General features: G+C 74.4%; 16 protein-coding genes and 1 tRNA gene. 9 read left to right on the top strand and 8 right to left on the bottom strand.

Annotation, left to right across the window (positions count from 1 at the left end):
• The first annotated feature begins 11 nt into the window (after positions 1–11).
• The 3 genes from Q0795_RS13315 to Q0795_RS13305 are packed head-to-tail and all read left to right on the top strand — an operon-like array spanning position 12 to position 3,539.
• Complete coding sequence (locus tag Q0795_RS13315; protein ID WP_298890376.1) at positions 12–872, top strand: SOS response-associated peptidase; 861 nt, start codon at positions 12–14, stop codon at positions 870–872.
• Positions 873–888: 16 nt separating this feature from the next.
• On the top strand, positions 889–2,103 hold the full coding sequence (locus Q0795_RS13310) for a glycosyltransferase (protein WP_298890374.1): 1,215 nt from the start codon (positions 889–891) through the stop codon (positions 2,101–2,103).
• On the top strand, positions 2,100–3,539 hold the full coding sequence (locus tag Q0795_RS13305; RefSeq protein WP_298890372.1) for a glycosyltransferase family 39 protein: 1,440 nt from the start codon (positions 2,100–2,102) through the stop codon (positions 3,537–3,539). The genes Q0795_RS13310 and Q0795_RS13305 overlap by 4 nt, the downstream gene beginning before the upstream one ends.
• Here Q0795_RS13305 and Q0795_RS13300 read toward each other — a convergent pair.
• Positions 3,490–4,179 carry a hypothetical protein gene (locus Q0795_RS13300; RefSeq protein ID WP_298890370.1) on the bottom strand — a complete coding sequence of 230 codons (690 nt, stop codon included), beginning with the start codon at positions 4,177–4,179 and terminating at the stop codon, positions 3,490–3,492. The genes Q0795_RS13305 and Q0795_RS13300 overlap by 50 nt on opposite strands.
• 217 nt (positions 4,180–4,396) lie before the next feature.
• On the opposite strand from Q0795_RS13300, the gene aroA reads away from it, so the two are divergent.
• From aroA to Q0795_RS13285, 3 genes are read left to right on the top strand one after another with little or no spacing between them, the layout of a single operon-like run.
• A complete protein-coding gene (aroA, locus tag Q0795_RS13295; protein ID WP_298890368.1) occupies positions 4,397–5,716 on the top strand; it encodes a 3-phosphoshikimate 1-carboxyvinyltransferase in 1,320 nt (439 codons plus the stop codon).
• Positions 5,717–5,723: 7 nt separating this feature from the next.
• Positions 5,724–6,752: a ribosome small subunit-dependent GTPase A gene (gene rsgA, locus Q0795_RS13290; protein ID WP_298890366.1), complete on the top strand. Its 1,029-nt coding sequence runs from the start codon at positions 5,724–5,726 to the stop codon at positions 6,750–6,752.
• A 27-nt stretch (positions 6,753–6,779) separates the two neighbouring features.
• The gene (locus tag Q0795_RS13285; protein ID WP_298890364.1) at positions 6,780–7,601 is read left to right on the top strand and encodes an inositol monophosphatase family protein; all 822 of its coding nucleotides are present in this window, start codon (positions 6,780–6,782) and stop codon (positions 7,599–7,601) included.
• Here Q0795_RS13285 and Q0795_RS13280 read toward each other — a convergent pair.
• The 4 genes from Q0795_RS13280 to Q0795_RS13265 all read right to left on the bottom strand — a co-directional run bounded on the left by Q0795_RS13280 (position 7,564) and on the right by Q0795_RS13265 (position 13,769).
• Positions 7,564–8,970, bottom strand: a complete 1,407-nt coding sequence (locus tag Q0795_RS13280) for an insulinase family protein (RefSeq protein WP_298890362.1) — start codon at positions 8,968–8,970, stop codon at positions 7,564–7,566. The two genes, Q0795_RS13285 and Q0795_RS13280, sit on opposite strands and share 38 nt — an antisense overlap.
• Entirely contained in the window at positions 8,967–10,247 is a 1,281-nt protein-coding gene (locus tag Q0795_RS13275) for a pitrilysin family protein (protein ID WP_298890360.1), read from the bottom strand. Before Q0795_RS13275 ends, Q0795_RS13280 begins: the two co-directional genes overlap by 4 nt.
• 152 nt (positions 10,248–10,399) lie before the next feature.
• Positions 10,400–10,473: transfer RNA gene (locus tag Q0795_RS13270), tRNA-Met, on the bottom strand.
• A 74-nt stretch (positions 10,474–10,547) separates the two neighbouring features.
• Positions 10,548–13,769: a UPF0182 family protein gene (locus Q0795_RS13265; protein WP_298890358.1), complete on the bottom strand. Its 3,222-nt coding sequence runs from the start codon at positions 13,767–13,769 to the stop codon at positions 10,548–10,550.
• A 62-nt stretch (positions 13,770–13,831) separates the two neighbouring features.
• On the opposite strand from Q0795_RS13265, the gene Q0795_RS13260 reads away from it, so the two are divergent.
• Complete coding sequence (locus Q0795_RS13260; protein WP_298890356.1) at positions 13,832–14,395, top strand: PPA1309 family protein; 564 nt, start codon at positions 13,832–13,834, stop codon at positions 14,393–14,395.
• 1 nt (position 14,396) lies between these two features.
• On the opposite strand, the gene Q0795_RS13255 is transcribed toward Q0795_RS13260, so the two are convergent.
• Positions 14,397–15,557 carry a PDZ domain-containing protein gene (locus Q0795_RS13255; RefSeq protein WP_298890354.1) on the bottom strand — a complete coding sequence of 387 codons (1,161 nt, stop codon included), beginning with the start codon at positions 15,555–15,557 and terminating at the stop codon, positions 14,397–14,399.
• Entirely contained in the window at positions 15,554–15,982 is a 429-nt protein-coding gene (locus tag Q0795_RS13250; protein ID WP_298890352.1) for a molybdenum cofactor biosynthesis protein MoaE, read from the bottom strand. Before Q0795_RS13250 ends, Q0795_RS13255 begins: the two co-directional genes overlap by 4 nt.
• A gap of 184 nt (positions 15,983–16,166) precedes the next feature.
• Between Q0795_RS13250 and Q0795_RS13245 the strand changes: the two genes are divergently transcribed.
• Complete coding sequence (locus Q0795_RS13245; RefSeq protein ID WP_298890350.1) at positions 16,167–17,576, top strand: zinc-dependent metalloprotease; 1,410 nt, start codon at positions 16,167–16,169, stop codon at positions 17,574–17,576.
• A gap of 61 nt (positions 17,577–17,637) precedes the next feature.
• Positions 17,638–18,405 carry a hypothetical protein gene (locus Q0795_RS13240; protein ID WP_298890348.1) on the top strand — a complete coding sequence of 256 codons (768 nt, stop codon included), beginning with the start codon at positions 17,638–17,640 and terminating at the stop codon, positions 18,403–18,405.
• A gap of 21 nt (positions 18,406–18,426) precedes the next feature.
• Here Q0795_RS13240 and Q0795_RS13235 read toward each other — a convergent pair whose 3' ends face one another.
• A complete protein-coding gene (locus Q0795_RS13235; protein ID WP_298890346.1) occupies positions 18,427–18,735 on the bottom strand; it encodes a WhiB family transcriptional regulator in 309 nt (102 codons plus the stop codon).
• Positions 18,736–18,836 lie beyond the last annotated feature (101 nt).

Genomic DNA, 18,836 nt, shown 5'->3' with positions numbered 1-18,836 from the left:
GGGAGCTGCTGATGTGCGGACGGTATGCCGCGAGCGCCCACCCGGACGAGCTCGTCGAGGCCTACGACGTCGAGCTCGACGCCACCGGGGAGCGGTCGCTCAGCCTGTTGAAGAACCCCCAGACGCCACCGCCGGGTGAGGCCGACTACAACGTGGCCCCCAGCAAGCAGGCCCCCGTGGTGCTGACCCGCGCGCCCCGGACCGCGTCGGACGACACGCCCCGGACCGGCGCCGACCCGGCGCCGGTCCGCCAGCTGCGGCTGCTCACGTGGGGGCTCGTGCCGTCCTGGGCCAAGGACCCCTCGGTCGGGGCGCGCATGATCAACGCCCGCCAGGAGACCCTGCTCGAGAAGCCGGCCTTCGCCCGCGCCGCGCTGGCCCGGCGCGCCCTGGTGCCGATCAGCGGCTGGTACGAGTGGCAGGCCAGCCCGGTCGCGACCGACACCAGGGGCCGGCCCCGCAAGCAGCCCTTCTACGTCACCCGCGCCGACGACCGGCCGCTGGCACTGGCCGGCCTCTACGAGTTCTGGCGCAACCCGCAGGCCGGCCCCGACGGCGAGGACGCCTGGCTGGTGACCTACGCCGTCCTCACCACGGCCGCGGAGCCGGGTCTGGACCGGATCCATGAGAGGCAGCCCCTCGCCCTGGAGCCGGAGCAGTGGCACGACTGGCTGGACCCCGACCTCACCGACGCCGGCGACGTCCGGTCGATGGTCGACGCCGCGCAGGTGCCAGGACGCTTCACGGCCTGGCCGGTGAGCCGTGCCGTCGGCAACGCCGGGAGCAACGGCGCGGGTCTCGTGGAGCCCCTCCCGAGGACCGAGCTGGTCGGGGTGGTCGATCCTGCCAGCGGAGAGGTGATCGGCGGGTGACCCCACGATGAGGGTGGTGGTGGTCGCCATCGGCAGCAGAGGTGACGTCCTCCCCTTCACCCACCTGGCCCGGCGGTTCGCGACGGAGGGGCACGAGGTCACCCTCGTCACCCACGGGACGCTGGTCGACGGGGCCCACCCCGGCCTGCGGGTGGCGGAGGTGTCCAGCGATCCGGAGGAGCTGCTGGCCGGACCCGCGGCACGGGCCGTGAGCCGCGGGAGCCCACGGCAGCTGAGCCGCACCCGGCAGCTCTTCGCGGACTTCATCGACTCCGCGCACCAACCCGCGCTGGAGGCCCTGGACGGCGCGGACGTGCTCGTCGCGTCGACCTTCGCCATCGCCGCGGTGCACGAGGCCCTCGACCGGTCCGTGCCGGTGGTGCGGGCACACATGTGGCCGGAGTATGCCGACCTCCAGGGGCCCATGCCCCTGCTCCCCTACTCGTGGCTGCTTCCCGGGCCGCTGCGGCGCCTGGCCCGACACGGACTCCGCCGGGTCGAGCGCTACCTGGGTGGCGTGGACGGTGGGTGGCGTCGTGGTCGGCTCCACCTGGTCGCCCGCCACCCGGTGACGCTCACCACGTCCACGCACGGCTCCCTCTTCGCCTTCAGTCGCGAGCTCGTCCCCGACAGTCCGGCGCACGGCGTCGTGACCGGCTGGTGGACGGCGCCGGAGCGCTCGCGACCGGTCTCGGCACCGGTGGCCAGGGCCTTGGACGACGGTCACGAGTGGATCTACGTCGGCTTCGGATCGATGCACCAGCGCGACCCGGACGCCCTGCTGGAACGTCTGGAGGAGGTCTGCGCCCGGCTCGGGGTCCATGCCCTCGTCCAGGTGGCGGGAGCGGACACCAGCGACCACCCGCACCTGCTGGCCGTCACCGAGGAACCCCACGACGAGCTGTTCCGACGGGTGCGGGCCGTCGTGCACCACGGCGGGGCGGGCACCACGGGCGCCGCCGTCCGGGCGGGCACCCCGTCGGTCGTCGTGCCGCACCTCGCCGACCAGTTCTACTGGGGCCGGCGGCTGCACCTCCTGGGGGTGGCGCCACGCCCGGTCCCCCGGACGACGGCCTCCACCAGGATGCTGACGCAGGCGCTGGACGAGGCCATGTCGGCGCCCCTGCACCACCGTGCCGCGGTCCTGGCCCGTCGGGTCGGGGGCCAGGACGGGTGCGGGGCCGCCGTCCGGCAGGTCGAGGAGTGGCTGGCCCACGCGGAGCGCCGGTGAGGTCGAGGGCTGCGGCCCACGCCGACCCCAGCCCGCTCCGGGTGGCGGCGCCGCCCATGCTGGCGGTGGCCCTGGTGCTGCTCGCCGTCGCACCCCGCTACGGGCCGCACTGGGACGAGCTGTACTTCGGCATGCTGCCGCCCCGGTGGTGGTACGAGGACCAGCCCCCGCTGACCGTCTGGGTCACGTGGGCCCTGGGCAGGGTCAGCGACCACCTGTGGGTGCAGCGTCTGCCCGGGGTCGCGGCCGCGGTGACGGGGGCCTTCGTGGCGACCCTCTACCCCCGCGCCCTGGGGGCCTCCCCGCGGGTGCAGCGCCTGGCGGGCTGGGCACACGCCTTCACCGTCTACCCGCTCATCATGGGCCACCTGTTCACCACGTCGAGCCTCGACCTGCTGGCCTGGCAGGTGATCATCCTGTTCGTCCTGCGCGCGACCCTGGGCCACCCGCACGGGCTGCTCTGGGCCGGCACGGTCGCCGGGCTGGCCTGCTGGAACAAGCTGCTCGTCGTCGTCCTCGCGGCGGCCCTCCTCGTCGGGCTGCTGCTGACCCGGCGCAGCATCCTGCTCACCCGGGACGCCCTCCTGGGCTCCCTGGTCTTCGTGGCGCTCGGCGCCCCCCAGATCCTGCTGCAGCTCGGCCACGGCATACCGATGACCCAGGTCTCCAGCGGTCTCGTCGACCAGCAGGGGGACCTGGTCCGCCTCGCCCTGCTGCCCGCGCTGGCGTTGTTCGTCGGACCCCCGCTGCTGCTCGTCTGGGGCGGTGCGCTGCTCGCGCCGTGGCGTGCGGACCGCCCCGGTCGCTTCCTGCTGCCGACCTTCGTCGTCGTGCTCCTCTGGACCCTCGCCAACCCCTCGCAGCCCTACTACCCGGTCGGGGTCCTCCTCCCGGCCCTGGCCGTGGGGTGGGTGACCTCGGGGGCGGCACGACGGTGGAGCCCGCGCAAGAGCTCCCTGGTGGTCGCCGCCAACGGGCTGGTCGCCTGCCTGGTCTGCCTGCCGCTGCTGCCGCCGACCGAGCCCTGGCTCTCCGCGCTGTCGCGGCTCAACCCCACCATCCGTGACCAGGTGGGGTGGCCCGGGTATGCCCAGCAGATCACCTCCCTGCGCAGGGCCGGCGAGGACGTCGTGGTCGACACCTACGCCCTGGCGGGCGCCGTGCACCGCTACGGCACGGCTCAGGACCGGGCGGCCGTGCACTCCGGGCACAACGCGCTCTTCGACCTCGGTCCTCCCACGAGCGACCTGGTGCTGCTCGTCGGCGAGGACGCGGTGCAGCAGCGCGACGCCTTCGACACCTGCCGGTCGGCGGGGGCCCTGAGGACGGGCCCGGTCGTCCACCCCCAGCTCGTGCACGTGCCGGTGCTGCACTGCGAGGGGCCGGTCACGGACTGGGAGACCCTGTGGCCGCGCTTCCGCCGGCTGACCGGCTGACCGGCTGACCGGCCGAGCCGGATCGTGAGACCAGGACGCGCACCGACTCCACGAGCAGGGCGAGGAGCAGGCAGGAGACGATGACGATCTGCCCCGTGCCCTCCTGGACCAGGGCCGGGGGTATGCGGTTCTCCGCGCAGAAGAGCAGCGCCACCGTGGCCAGCGTGCCCCGGGCCCGGCGTCCGCGCCCCAGCCAGGGCGTCTCCGGACGCACCGCCGACAGGAGCAGCCCGCCGGCCGGCACCACCAGGGCCAGGATCACGCCCGCCAGGTGCACGGCCCCGGTGTCCCCGGCGGGAAAGACGGCAGCGACGACCAGACCCAGTCCCATGACCGAGACGCTGCCGGCCAACCAGCGGCCCCACCGAGCCGACAGGCAGAGCGCGGCGACGCCGAGCAGCACCCCGCTCAGCAGCAGCCCGAGGTTGAACGCCGCCGCGCCGGGCGAGCAGATCCATCGCCCGTCCCGAGGACGGCACGCCCCGTCGCCCAGGTCGCTGATCATGTTCACCGACCAGACGAAGGTCGTCCCGCTCGTGTGGATCGCGGCCCCCACCGTGGCGGCGAACAGCAGCATCGCGCCCAGCACGCCCGCCGCACCGAGGACGGACCGACGGTTCGGCACCGGGGAGCGAGTCATCTCGGGCAGTCCTTCGGCCTCGGGCGGCCAGGTGTGCGTCGGGCAGGTCCGCCGGCCGGGACGGACCGGGCCTGCTCGACCTGGACCAGGAGGAGCGGGACGGCACCCACCGACCGACGCGGGAACGGTAGCACCGCAGATCCGGCACGACGGCGGAGGCGCTAGGTTTGACCGGGACCGAGACAGAGACAGAGACCATGCCGAGGAGCCACCTGCGATGACCGACGCGCCGACCTGGGCCGCGCCCTGCGCCGACGGCCCGATCGACGCCCGGGTGCGGGTGCCGGGGAGCAAGTCGCTCACCAACCGCTGGCTGGTCCTCGCGCTGCTGGCCGACGGCCCGAGCACCCTGCGTCACCCGCTGCGCTCCGAGGACACCCTGCGCATGGTGGGGGCACTGCGGGCCCTCGGCGCGGACGTGGACGACGAGGACGCGCAGGCCTGGGTGGTCCGGCCGCCGGAAGGCGGGCCTCGGGGTGGCGTGGACGTCGACTGCGGCCAGGCCGGCACGGTCATGCGGTTCGTGCCGCCGGTCGCGGCCCTGGCCGACGGCCCGGTGCGGTTCGACGGGCACCCGAGCGCCCGCGCCAGGCCCGTGGGGCCGGTGCTCCGGGCGCTCAACGACATCGGGGTCCGCGTCCGCGAGAACGCGACGGGGACCTTGCCCTTCGAGGTCGTCGGCCCGCCGCGCGACGCCGGGGGCAGCACCCCGCACGTGCGCATCGACGCCTCCGCCAGCTCGCAGTTCGTCTCCGCCCTGCTGCTGGCGGGAGCGGCATACCCGGCCGGCCTGCACGTGGAGCACACCGGGTCGGCGCTGCCGAGCCTGCCGCACATCGAGATGACCCTGGACGTCCTGGCCGCGGTCGGTGTCCACGTCGCACGTCCGGACCCGACGAGCTGGCTGGTCCCCCCCGGCCGGGTGCGTGCCTTCGACGTGGCCGTGGAGCCCGACCTGTCCTCCGCGGCCCCGTTCCTCGCCCTCGCGGCGGCCACGGGCGGGCGGGTCCTGGTGCCGGGCTGGCCGGAGCGGACCACCCAGCCCGGCGATCGGATGCGCGAGGTCCTGGCGTCCATGGGCGCGGGCACGGAGGCCACCGCGGAGGGGCTGCTCGCGACCGGCGCGGCGGGCGGGCGGCTGTCCGGCGTCGACCTCGACCTGGCCGAGGTCGGCGAGCTCACCCCGGTGGTCGCCGCCCTCTGCGCCCTGGCCGACTCCCCCAGCCGGCTGCGCGGGGTGGCGCACCTGCGGGGGCACGAGACCGACCGCCTCGCCGCGCTGGCTGCCGAGCTGGGCCGCCTGGGTGCCCGCGCGCAGGAGCTCCCGGACGGCCTGGCCATCGAACCCGGCGACCTGGTCGGCGCGCGGGTGCGCACCTACCACGACCACCGGATGGTGATGTTCGGCGCGGTCGTCGGGGCCGTGGTCCCCGGCGTGGTGCTGGAGGACCCGGGGGCCGCCGGCAAGACCTTCCCCGGCTTCGACCAGGCCTGGGAGCGGGCGGTGGGCACGACCGCCGACGTGGACGCGGGATGAGCCCGTCATGAGCGGTCGCTACGACCACCTCGACGAGTCGGACGTGCGCGTCCGCCCCTCGCGCAAGGGCTCACGGCCCCGGACCAAGGACCGCCCGGCCCACGACGACGCCGTCCTCGGGGTGGTCACCGCGGTGGACCGGGGACGCTACACCGTCCGGGTGGCGGACCGGACGGTGGTCGCGATGCGGGCCCGCGAGCTGGGCCGCAGCCGCATCGTGGTCGGTGACCGGGTGGGCATGGTGGGCGACACGTCCGGAGGACCCGACACGCTGGCCCGGATCGTCCGGGTCGAGGAGCGCCGCACGGTGCTGCGCCGCAGCGCCGACGACTCCGACACCGTGGAGCGCGTCATCGTCGCCAACGCCGACCAGCTGGTCGTCGTGACCGCCCTCGCCGACCCCGAGCCGCGCGAACGCATGGTGGACCGGTGCCTCGTCGCCGCCTACGACGCGGGTCTGGACCCGCTGCTGGTCCTCACCAAGGCCGACCTGGCCTCCCCGGAGGCCTTCCTGCGGCACTACGCGGCACTCGACGTGCCCTCCGTGGTGACGGGCACGGTGCCCGGCGAGGGTGGCGGCGCGGTCGACCCGACGGCCCTCGAGAGGGTGCGCGCGGCCCTGCTCGGCCGCACCAGCGTGCTCGTCGGGCACTCCGGGGTGGGCAAGTCGACCCTGGTCAACGCCCTGGTCCCGGACGCGGCCCGCTCGACGGGTGTCGTCAACGCCGTCACCGGACGGGGGCGGCACACCTCCACCTCTGCCGTCGCCCTGGAGCTGGCCGGAGGGGGGTGGGTGGTCGACACCCCGGGGGTGCGCTCCTTCGGCCTGGGGCACGTCGACCCGGCGAGCTTCGTGGAGCACTTCGACGACCTCGCCGCCGGGACCTCGGGCTGCCCGCGCGGCTGCGGCCACGACGAGCCGGACTGCGCCCTGGACGCCTGGGTGGAGGAGGGGCACGCGGGGCCGGCCGGTGCGGCGCGGCTGGAGTCGCTGCGCCGGTTGCTGCGCAGCCGCACCGGTGAGGACCACGGCTGAACGCTGACCAGCGGTTACGGTGAACGGGTGCCTGGCTTCGACGACGACCTGAGACTCGCCCACGTCCTCGCGGACGCGGTGGAGCGCACCTCCCTCGAGCTCTTCGGGGCGCTGCAGGAGGAGGTCGAGGTGGACCCGGACGGTGCGCTCACCACGCCGGCCGCCCGCCGGCTGGAGGAGCTGCTGCGCCACCAGCTGCACCGCACCCGGCCCCGCGACCGGGTCGAGGGGCGCACCCTGGACCCGACCGGGCACGGCGCGCGTCGGTGGGTGGTCGACGCCATCGACGGCTCGGCCAACTACGTCCGGGGCGTGCCGGTCTGGGCGACGCTCATCAGTCTCGTCGTGGAGGACGAGCCGGTGCTCGGCCTCGTCGCCGCCCCGCTGCTGGCCCGGCGCTGGTGGGCCGGCGTCGGTTCGGGTGCCTGGACCGGCCGCACGCTCTCCCGGGCGCGACGCATCGAGGTGTCCGGGACCGAGGTGCTGGCCCACGCCTCGCTGTCGACCGACGACGTGGCCGGATGGCTGCACGGCGACCACGGCGGCGGGTTCGCGACCCTGACCGACCGGGTATGGCGCACCCGCGCCTACGGCGAGTTCTGGAGCCACGCCCTGGTGGCCGAGGGGGCGGTGGACCTGGGGCTGGCCGCCTGGGCCGACGGCTACCAGCTCGCGACGCTCGCACCGCTGCTGCGCGAGGCGGGGGGCACCGTCACCGACCTGGCCGGCGCCCCGGCGGCCTCCCCGCTGAGCTCGACGGCGCAGGCCCACCCGGTGGTGTCCACCAACGGGCGGATGCACGAGGAGGTCCTCATGATGCTGGGCCCTGGGGGCGGGGCCGAGGGCTGACCTCCGGCGGTCCGGCCGTCCGCACGGGTCCCAGACCGGCCTGCCCCACCGGGGCGATGGCGTCGGGGTCTCCGACGACGACCACGGTCCAACCCGGCCCGGACCGCACCTCCTCCCAGGCCTGCGCCGCCCGGCCCGTCGTGAGGTCGTGCACCTCACGCAACGTCCTGGTCACCGCCTCCGGGCCGAGCCCGTCGCCCACCAGCGAGACGAGCTCGTCGGCGACGCTGTCCGCGGTGAGGTAGCGCGCGGGCGCGGTCATCGCGACGAAGTCCGCCGCCGCACGGACCTCGTGCTCCTCCAGCGACTCCCCCGGGGCGCCGAGGATGCGCAGGGTCTCCTCGAGGGCGGGCAGCGTCGCGTCCGCGCGGACCGAGCCTCCGACCACGCACTGTCCCCCGACCCGCCGCGGCCGGAAGCCGAGGCGCATCCCGTAGGTCCAGCCGTGCTGCTCGCGGAGCACGCGGTCCAGGCGGGCGTGCGGAGCGCCGCCGAACATCATCGAGAGGGCCTGGTAGGTCCCCCACCCGTGCGGCGTCCGCCGGTCCGGGCCGGGGCGCGCGAGCAGCAGCTCGGTCTGGGCGGCGCCCGGCCGGGGAACGAGCACGACCTGGTCGGCGTCCGGCACCCGCTCCGCCCGGCGCGGCCCGCCGGGAGCGTCCTGCGCGGACGGCTCCCACGACCCCAGGGTGCTGGACAGCAGCCGGACCGGGTCCTGGACGGCCGAGAGGTCACCGGCCAGCACCACCAGCCCACCGCGCGGCCCCAGCACCCCGTGGCGCGCCCGGAGGACGTCGGGGGTGAGGGCGCCGACGGAGGGGGCCGTCCCACCGACGGGCACCCTGGCCCGGTCCCCGGCCGCGTAGTAGGCCTGGCGCAGCTCGTGGTGCGCCCGACCCGTCGGGTCCGCCAGCTCGTGCGCGATGTCGGTCAGGCGGTGTCGCACCTGCCGCGCCACCTCGGCCTCGGGGAAGGTCGGCTCGTCGAGACACTCGACGAGCAGGCCCAGGGCGGTGCCGAGGTGGCGCCCGGTCACCTCGACACCGAGATGGACGCCGTGCTCCCCGGCCCCGGCGCCCAGCGCGATGCCGTGGCGCTCGGCGAGCTCGGCGAGCTCGGTGGCCGAGCGCGAGCCCGTCCCCTCGTCGAGGCAGCGGGCCATCATGAGGGTGGAGCCCTCACGTCCCGGTCGCTCCTGGCTGATCGGCGCGGGGAGGGCGACGCGCAGCGAGAGCACGTGCTGGCCGGGCAGGTCGACGACCAGGAGGTCCAACCCGTTCGGCAGTCGGGTCTGCACCGGCTCGGGGAAGCGCCAGAGCGCCGGCTCACCCACCGCCGGGCGCCGGCGGACCCGGGCGGGGCGCGTCATACCTCCTCCTCCCAGCGGTAGACCAACGTGGCCATGGCCTCGGGCACCAGGTGCTGCGCGGCGGCGCGGCCCACCTGCTCCGGTGTCGCGGCCAGCACCTCGTCGACGTAGCGGTCGACCTGGCCGGGGTCGTCGAAGAGGAGGGTCGCCCGGCTGAGCAGGTCGGCGCGCTCGTCGTGACCGGACAGGGCCTCCAGCCACGACCGCTCCGTGTCCGCCGCCGACGCCTCCATCTCCACGGGCCTCGGGCCACGCTCGGCGAAGTCCTCCAGGATCCCGGCGAGCTGCTCCTCGACCGACCGGGGGTCCACGCCCTCGGTTACGTCCACGACGACGAGGCCGAGGGAGGTGCCGTCCCGCAGACCCAGCGCGCTCGCCGACGCCCCGCTGACGACCTCGGCTCCGCGGACCAGCCGCTGGTGGACCCGGGAGATGGACGAGGCGGCCAGCGCGTCCAGGGCCATGGCGCAGGGCAGGAAGTCCGGCTGGGTGACCCCGGGAAGGCGGGCCGCGAGGAAGATCCGCTCGGAGGGCAGCTCCTGACCGCCCACCACCACCTCGCGCGCCGGTGCGGGCAGCGGCGGGAGCGGAGGGCTCGACGGCGGCCGTGGCCTCGTGGCGTCCTGGAGGTGGCCGAAGTACGTCTCGGCGAGGTCGAAGCCTTCCTCGGCACCGACATCGCCGACGAGCGAGAGGACGCTGGTGCGCGGACCGTAGTGCGCCCGGTAGAACGCACGGACGTCGTCCAGGGTCGCGGCACGGAGGTCGGTCATCGAGCCGATCGTCGGGTGGTGGTACGGGTGCCCGGCGGGGAAGACCAGCTCGCCCAACCGGGAGAGCGCCGTGCCGTAGGGCACGCTGTCGTAGCGCTGGCGCTTCTCCTCCACGACGACATCGCGCTGGTTGTCCAGGGTCTCCTGGGTGAGCGCCGGCAGGAGGTGCCCCTGGCGGTCCGCCTCCATCCACAGCGCCAGCTCGAGCGCGTTGCGGGGGACGGAGGCGACGTAGGACGTGCGGTCGAAGCTGGTCGTCGCGTTGGCCCGCCCACCGCGGGCCATGAGCGCCGCCATGTGCTCGCCCTCGGCCACCAGCTCGCTGCCCTGGAACATGAGGTGCTCGAACAGGTGGGCCAGGCCGGTGCGCCCCGGCTCCTCGTGGCGCGACCCGACGTCCACCCACAGGTTGATGCTGACGCTCGGGACGGCGTGGTCCTCGCTGACGACGACCTGCAGGCCGTTGGCCAGGGTCCGACGGGCGACGGGCAGGTCGAGGGGCATAGGGCTGCCACCCTATGCGCCCTGTCGTCGTGCCCCTGACCCCCCGTGGCCTCCCGGCGACGTGTCCCCGGCCGGTGCGCGCGGGCCCGCGGACGCACGACGAAGGCCCGGACCAGATGGTCCGGGCCTTCGTGCGCGTCCGACGCGATGCGTAGCGGGGGCAGGATTTGAACCTGCGACCTCCGGGTTATGAGCCCGGCGAGCTACCGAACTGCTCCACCCCGCGTCGTGGTGAGCACTACTTTACGTGATGGCGAGTCGCTCACCAAATCCCGGTCGCAGGGACACCTCCGCCCTCGCTCAGGGCTCCTGCGTCTGGGCGGCTCCGTCGTCGGCCGCGTCCTCCTCGCCGCCGTCGACGCTCACCGACCCGCCGGAGGGGTCGGCGTCGACCGCACGGTCGATGGCGTCCCGCAGCCGCTCCTGGGCCTGGCCGTAGGCCTCCCAGTCGCTGTCCGCGAGCGCGGCCTGACCGTCGTCGTAGGCGGCCTGGATGTCGGCCAGCGCCTGGGCCAGGGCACCCTCGTCGACCTGCCCCGAGCCGCCGTCGCCCTCGTCACCGGACGCCCCGTCCCCGTCGGTGGGGGCGTCGCCGTCGGTGGGGGGGCCGGCGTCCCCGGCGTCCCCGGCCGTCGCTCCCGAGTCACCGCCGAAGAGCTCGTCCAGCGCCCCGTCGAGGGTGTCGGACCAGGCCAGGTCGTTGCCGAAGGCCACGACGACGATGCGCTGCAGCGGGTAGGCGTTGCCGCCCTGGGCCTGCACGTAGACGGGCTCCACGTAGAGCAGCCCGCCACCGACCGGGAGGGTGAGCAGGTTGCCCATCAGCACCTCCGAGGCCTCGGTGTTCCGGTTCAGGTTGAGGAACTGGGACAGCGTCTGGCCGAAGGCCTCGGAGTTGGCGTCCGAGGAGTTGATGTCGTTCTGGAACTGCCCGGGTCCGCGCACCGTGGTGTCCCGGGGCAGCACCAGCATCCGCATCTGCCCGTAGCCGTCGCGCCGTTCACCGGAGGTCGTCCCGGCATCGGCATCCACGGCGACGTAGCCGGTGAGGTTCTGCCGGTCGTTGCCCCGTGGGATGTAGGTCGTGGTGAGGCTGAACGTCGGCTCCTCCTGCCCGGGCATCGTCACCGAGAGGTAGTGCGGTGGCATGTCCGGCTGGTTCTCGCCCGAGACGGTCGGGTCCTCGGAGACCGCCCAGAAGTCCTGCCCGGTGAAGAAGGAGCCGGCGTCGTCCACGTGGTAGCGGGAGAGCACCTCGCGCTGAACCTTGAAGAGGTCCTCGGGGTAGCGCAGGTGCGACATGAGCTCCCCGTCGATCTCGGACAGCGGCTGCACGGAGTTGTCGAAGGCCGAGGACCAGGCCCGCAGCAGCGGGTCCTCCTCGTCCCAGGCATACAGGTCGACGCTGCCGTCGTAGGCGTCGACGGTGGCCTTGACCGAGTTGCGGATGTAGTTGACCTGGCCACCGCCGATGGAGCTGACGTTGTCAGCCGTCTGCAGCGAGTCGAGGGTGACCTCGCCCAGCTCCTCCATCTGGCTGTAGGGGTAGCGGTCGCTGACGGTGTAGCCGTCCACGATCCACTTCACCCGGCCGTCGACCACCGCCGGGTAGGGGTTGCCGTCCAGCCGCAGCCACGGCGCCACCCGCTCCACCCGCTCGCGCGGCTCGCGGTGGTCCAGCATGCGGGACTCGCTGTTGACCGAGTCCGAGAGCATGATCTCGATCTGGCGGTACTTGATGGCGTAGGCCGCGCGGCGCGCGAAGGTGCCCATGGCGACCCCTCCCCCGCCGCTGTAGGTGTTGCGCACCTCACCGGTGTCCTGCCCGCTGACCGGGTAGTCCAGCTCGCGCGGGGGCTGGCCCTCGGGTGCCCCGGCGATCGAGTAGTTGGGCGAGGACTCGCCGAAGTAGATCCGGGGCTCGTACTCCCCCAGCTCGCCGACCGGCGGGATGTTGCGCTCGTAGAGGATCGGCTCGCCCTCGGTCGAACGACGGTTGCCGTAGCTGGCCACGACACCGAACCCGTGCGTGTAGACGGTGTGGTCGTTGACCCAGTTGCGCTGGTCCGCGGAGATCCCTTCGAGGTTCAGCTCGCGGACCGCGATGACGGTGTCGACCAGCTCGCCGTCGACCTCGTAGCGGTCGACGTCGAGGGCCTCGGGGAACTGGTAGTAGTTGCGGACCCCCTGCAGCTGCCGGAACGTCGGGGAGACGATGGAGGGGTCCACGATGCGGATGCCCGGGATGGTGTCGGCGTCGCTGCGCAGCTGACCCGGCTCGGCCTCGGTCTCGGCGTTGTAGTCGGTCATCTCGATGTCCTCGAGCTCGTAGGCGCTGAGGGTCGAGTCGATCGCCCGCTGGATGTAGGGAGCCTCCAGCTGGGCCTCCGAGGGGTTCACCCGGAACTGCTGCACCAGCGAGGGGTATGCCCCGCCGAGCACCAGCGCGACGACCAGGAGACCGGCCAGCCCGATGACGGGCAGCCGCCACGACTTCGTCCAGATGGTGGCGACGAAGAACGCGGCGCAGAGCAGCGCCGCCACCGCGAGGATGCTCCGGGTCGGCAGCAGCGCGTTGACGTCGGTGTAGGTCATGCCGGTGATGCGGGCGTGCTGGGTCATGGAGAGCGAGAAGCGCTCGACCCAGTAGCCGGCGGCCCGGACCACGAGGATGAGCCCGAGCAGCACCGCCAGGTGGATGCGCGCCGCGGTGGTCGTGCGTTGGCCGCGGCTGGCCCCCTGCAGCTGGATGCCGCCGTAGATGTAGTGGGTGAGGAGGGCCCCGATGAGGCTCAGCCCCAGGACCAGGGTGGCGAAGGAGATGACCATCTGCCAGAACGGCAGGCTGAAGACGAAGAACCCGACGTCCATCCCGAACTCGGGGTCCACCTCGCCGAAGGGCTGACGGTGGATGAAGAGCAGCACGGTCTGCCACTGGGCGGCGGCGGCGGTGCCGGCGAACAGCCCGAGCACCGCGGGCACGGCGATGAAGACGAGCCGGCGCACCGGGTCCAGCGCGCTGCGGTAGCGGTCGAGGGCGGCCTGCTCCGGGGTCGAGGGTGCGTAGATGGGCCGGTGCCGCCAGCCGAGCCAGAGGCCGGACCACACGACGCCGGCGGTGATGGCCGCCGCCAGGACGAACAGCCCGACCTGGGTGAGGAGCCGGGTGACGAGCACCTCGCGGAAACCCAGCGCCTGGAACCACAGCAGGTCGGTCCACAGCGTCGCGCCCCAGCCCAGCAGGCTGAGCAGGGCGAGCACGATGAGCACGGTCGGCAGGACCCGCCCGCGCGGCAGCCCGCCGCCACGGCGGGACGAGCGACCGGGGCGGCCGCCTCCACCTCCGCCCCCACCACCGGAGGACGGGCGGCCGGGTCCACCCCCGCGAGCTCCGGGATCGGCGCCGGCGCGCTCCTGAGGCCCCCCCGACCAGGCCGGACCGGTCGGTCCGCCGCCCGTACCGGCGGCACCGCTGCCGCTCTCGTCGGGATCCGGGCCGGGCTCTGGCTCGCGCTCGCTCACCGTTCCAGCGTAACTGCCGCGGCCGCGCGCCCCCACGGCGACCCGGATGCGACCATGGCGACGTGCCCCCCACCGACCCTGACCCCTCCGTGGCCACCGACCCGTCCCGCCCGAGCGCCCTGCTGCGGGCCGCCGTCGACACCGAGAAGCACGTCGCCCGTTCCGGGTGGGACCAGCCGCCCCGGTTGTTCGCGCTCGTGCGCACCGCCCTGCTGCGCGAGCGGGAGCCCTCCCTCGCCGGCCAGCTCACCGACCCCGAGGACGACGGGTTCACCGCCGTCGAGCAGGAGCGGCTCCCTCCGACCGCCGACCTGGAGTCGCTGCTGGGCCGGATGGCCTGGCCGCCCGACGTCGAGGGCGTGGCCCTGTCGGTCGAGCGGATCGTGGTGCCCCCGGAGGCCGAGCGCGAGCTCCCGCGAGGGCCTCAGGAGGCGACGGACGCCCTGATGGCCCACCCCGACCGCAAGGACGTGCGGCTGCTGGCCGCCTGCCTGCGCGACGGCTCGCGCACCTGCCTGCTGCGTCAGCGCGACTTCGACGAGGACGACGCCGTGGCCGTCGGGCCGGACATCGCCCCCGGCCTGACCCACGCCCTCGCCTCCACCCTCGTCGACGGGACGGGCTGACTCAGCCGGTCTGCTCCGCCTGGTCCTCGAGCTCGTCGGCGCAGGTGGGGAAGGAGAGCTCGCTCGCGGACGTGCTCGGGGACTCCTCGAGCTCACCGATGACCGCCAACGCGTCGTCGAAGGTCCCGACGGGGACCACCGTGATCCCGCCGGGGTCGCTCTCGACGACCTCCGTGCAGTTGTCGCTGGGCGCGAGGAACACCTCGGCGTCGGCCTCGCGGGCGGCATACATCTTCTGGGTGATGCCCCCGATCCCCCCGACCGTCCCGTCGCCGGTGATCGTCCCGGTGCCGGCGATCGAGCGACCCCCGGTGAGCGCGCCGGGGGTGATCTCGTCGTAGACCGCCAGCGAGAACATCAGGCCCGCGCTGGGTCCACCCACGTTGCCGGCGTCGATGGTGACCTCGTAGGGGTTGTCGTAGACCGGCGCGAGGTAGACGCCCACGATCGTGCGGCCGCTCTCCTCGTCCAGGCGGGTGGGCACGTCCAGCTCGATCTCCTCGCCCCCGCGGCGGACCGTGACCGGGACCTCCTGCCCAGGCTCCACGGCCTGGATCTGGTCCCGGACGGCCGTGGTGTCGCTGACGTCCTGGCCCGCGACCCGGACGATCTCGTCCTCGACCTCGAGCACCCCGTCGGCGGGGGCGTCGGCGATGACCTGCGCCACGACCACGTTCTCCTCGATCTGCACGCCCTGCGCCCGCAGCGCGACGACGGCGGCATCGTCCTGGGAGTGCTGCATCAGCTCGGTGTTCTGCTCCCGCACCTGTTCGGCGGTGACGTCCTCGGGGAAGACCTCCTCACGCGGCACCACGGTCGTGGACGGGTCGATGCTGGCCCGCAGCGCCTCCCACGCGGAGACCGTGTCGCCCGGGCCGCCCTGGAGCCGGATGGTGGTGAAGTAGAGGTGGCCGCCGGTGTCGTCGTAGGTGGTGAGCTCGTCGTCCACGCTGACGATGTCCGCGCCGTCGATCTGCCCCAGGGTGTCGTAGACGGGCCCGGGGACGTAGATCACCCGTTGCACCGTGACGAGGTTGAGCACCGAGCCCGTGAGCACACCCGCCGCGACCACGACGAGCAGGGCCGCGGCGCTGACGCCGACGCGCGTGTGCGGGGGCTGGCCCGCCCGCCCCTCGGGCCCGGCCTGCACGTCCCCGCTCACAGACCCACCCACTCGTGCTCCTGGCCGTCGAACTGCTGCCGTTTCCAGATGGGTATGCCGCTCTTGAGCTCCTCGATGAGCGCGCGGCCGGCCTCGAAGGCCTCGGCGCGGTGCTCGGCCGCGACGGCGCACACCACGGCGAGGTCCCCGACCTCCAGCTCACCGACCCGGTGCACGGCATACACCCCGTGCACCTGCTCGTGCTGGGCCACCGAGGTCGCGAGCGCGGTCAACCGGTCGGCGGCCTCCGGGTGGGCCGAGTAGTCGAGCCGCGTCACCCCGGAGCGCCCCGAGTCGTGGTCGCGGACGGTCCCGACGAAGATGGTGACAGCGCCCGCCCTCGGGTGCCGCACCGCGCTCAGGGCCTCGTCGACGGACAACGGCGCCTCACGCACCCCGGCGACGATGCTCTGGTCCTCGCTCATCGCGTCATCATGCCTGATCCGCCTGACCGCTCCCCGGACCGCCCCGCACGGCAGCGGGAACTCTGCCGCCCCCGCCGGTGTTGAGACCAGGGAAGGGACAGCACGCACCACCGGCGCCCCGCGCCGCCGTCCGTCTCGTGACAGGCTGGGGCGCCGGAACCCCCGAAGGAGAAGGACGAGGACCGTGTCAGAACAGGACAACCCGGAGCGTCGCGACGAGCCCGACCCGCTCGAGGCGCTGTTCGGCGGGCCGGTCCCGCCCGAGCTGCGCGAGACCCTCAGCTCGATGGGCCTCGGGGACCTCGACCCCGACCAGGTGGCGCAGATGCGTTCCCAGCTCGAGATGCTCATGGGCGGCGGCACCAGCGGCGGCGACGACGGGCCGGTGAACTCCGAGCTGGCCCGTGACGTGGCCCGCAAGGCCGTGGCCGAGGACGACCCGTCGATCAGCGAGAGCACCCGGCGGGACGTCGAGCAGGTGGTCCAGGTGGCGACCCTGTGGATCGACCAGGTCACCGACCTGCCGCGACCGGAGGGCGCCGCGCTGGCGCTGAGCCGGGCCGAGTGGGTCGAGCGCACCCTCCCCCTGTGGGAACGGCTGACGGCACCGGTGGCCGAGGGTCTGCAGTCCGCGATGACCGCCGCCATGGAGCAGCAGCTCGGACAGCTGGGCGAGGAGGGCGCGCCCCCGATCCCCGGCCTGCCCCCAGGGATGAACCCGGCGGCGATGATGGGCCAGATGGCGCCCATGGTGCGGCGCATGTCGGCCAGCATGTTCGGCGGCCAGGTCGGTCAGGCCGTCGGCACCCTGGCCGGGGAGGTGCTCTCGGGCACCGAGGTGGGCCTGCCGATCCTCGGCGACGAGAGCGTGGCCATCCTGCCGGCCAACGTCGCCGACTTCGCCGACGGCCTGGAGGTCGACGCCGGTGAGCTGCACCTCTACCTCGCCGTCCGCGAGGCGGCCCGGGTGCGGCTCTTCGCCGGGGCGCCCTGGCTCGGACCGCAGCTGCTGACGGCGGTCGAGGAGTACGCCCGCGACATCCGGATCAACACCGAGGGGATCGAGGAGGCGGTCCGTCACGTGGACCCCCAGGACCCGGCGTCGCTCCAGGACGCGCTGGGGGACAGCCTGTTCTCCAACGACCACAGCCCCGCGCAGCAGGCCGCGCTCACCCGGCTCGAGACCCTGCTCGCCCTCGTCGAGGGGTGGGTCGACGTCGTGGCCGCCCAGGCCGTGGGTCCCCACCTGCCCCACGCCGAGGCGCTCGCGGAGGCGGTGCGCCGCCGGCGGGCGACCGGCGGTCCGGCCGAGCGGACCTTCGCCTCGCTCGTCGGGCTGGAGCTGCGACCACGGCGGCTGCGCGACGCCGCCAACCTCTGGGCGGCGCTGGAGTCGCGGCACGGGCGCGACGCCCGGGACGAGGCCTGGGGCCACCCCGACGTCGCTCCCACCGGTGCCGACCTCGACGACCCGCTGGGCTTCGTGGAACGGCACGGTGCGCTCTCGGAGGGGCTGACGGTCACCGACGAGGACATCGAGCGACTGCTGAGCGACGGCGAGGACCCCGGTCCGCGGGGGCCGACGGACACCTGAGGGCCGCGGCGGCCTGTGGACAGCCGGCCGCGCCAGGCTCTGCGCGTGGCAGGGTCGGTCCATGGCGGGCGCAGGTGAGGTCGAGGGAGGGTTCCCCTGGTGGCCCTCCGGCCAGAACGGCGCTCTGCAGCTCGGTGTGGGTCCGGGCGCCTGGGCGGTGGCCGGCGGACTGCCCCCGGGACCCGCGGAGACCCTGGGGTGGAGGGTGGTCGAACGGCTCGCGGCCACCCCCGGGCGCCGGCGCCGGGACGTGACCCCCACCGACGTCCGTGGTCCTGGCCACCTGGTCGGCACGCTGCGTGCGCACCTCGCGCACGGGGCGACACCTGTCCCCCCGACGGGTACGGGTCGCGGCGACCGGCCCGTGGGCCCCACCGCACGGCCCGCGTGGCCGTCCACGACCGGGCGTGCGGTCGTCACGGTGCACGACCACGTGGTGCCCGTCGGGACGGCTCGGCAACCCGGGTTGGCCGGCCGACGGGTCCTGCCCGTGGTCGCGCAGAGCACCCGGGTGGTGATCGGTCCGTGGACGGGCCTGGCGGGGGGACCGTGCCTGCACTGCCTGGACCTGCACCGCCGTGACCGTGATCCGACCTGGCCGGCCAGCGCCGCCGCCCTCGAGGACCCGCTCACCGCGCCGCTGCCACCGACCGTGCCCGACGAGGTGCTCCGCGTGGTGGTCGGCCTGGTCGTGCTGCTCACCGCACGGGTCCCGGCGACCGCCACCGGCGACGCCCACGAGGTGGGCCCGTGGCACCCGCACCTCGTCACCCGTCGATGGTCCCGTCACGCCGCCTGCCCGTGGCACGCGGGCACCGAGATCGGCTGACGGCCGACCTCGGCGCACCGCTCAGGCAGCCACCTCGTCCTTGCGGGGCCGGCCCCGGGGCCGCTTGCGCGGCACCACCCGACCCTGCAGCATCAGCTGCCCGCCCCAGACGCCCCAGGGCTCGCGCCGTTCGAGCGCCCCGGCGAGGCACTGCTCGCGCAGCGGGCAGGGAGCACAGAGCTCCTTGGCGTGCTCGACCTCCGCGGGGAGCTCGGCGAACCACAGGTCCGCCGGGTGCTCGTGGCACGGCAGTGCCGCACGGCCGAGCACGAGCTGAGGTGCGACGGTCTCGTGGGTGTCCTCGTGATCTCGACGCGCTGCGGGATGCACGGTGGTTCCTTCCTGATGTCGGTGCTGCTGGGGTCGGGGGCTGGTCGTCATGGCGGCTGTCTTCCGAGATGGTCGGATCCAGGACCGCCGATGACGCCGGC

This window comes from uncultured Serinicoccus sp., assembly GCF_947487915.1.
Taxonomy (GTDB): domain Bacteria; phylum Actinomycetota; class Actinomycetes; order Actinomycetales; family Dermatophilaceae; genus Ornithinicoccus.
The sequence above is the reverse complement of the archived record's forward strand: the minus strand, read 5'-3'. Positions and strand labels throughout refer to the sequence as shown.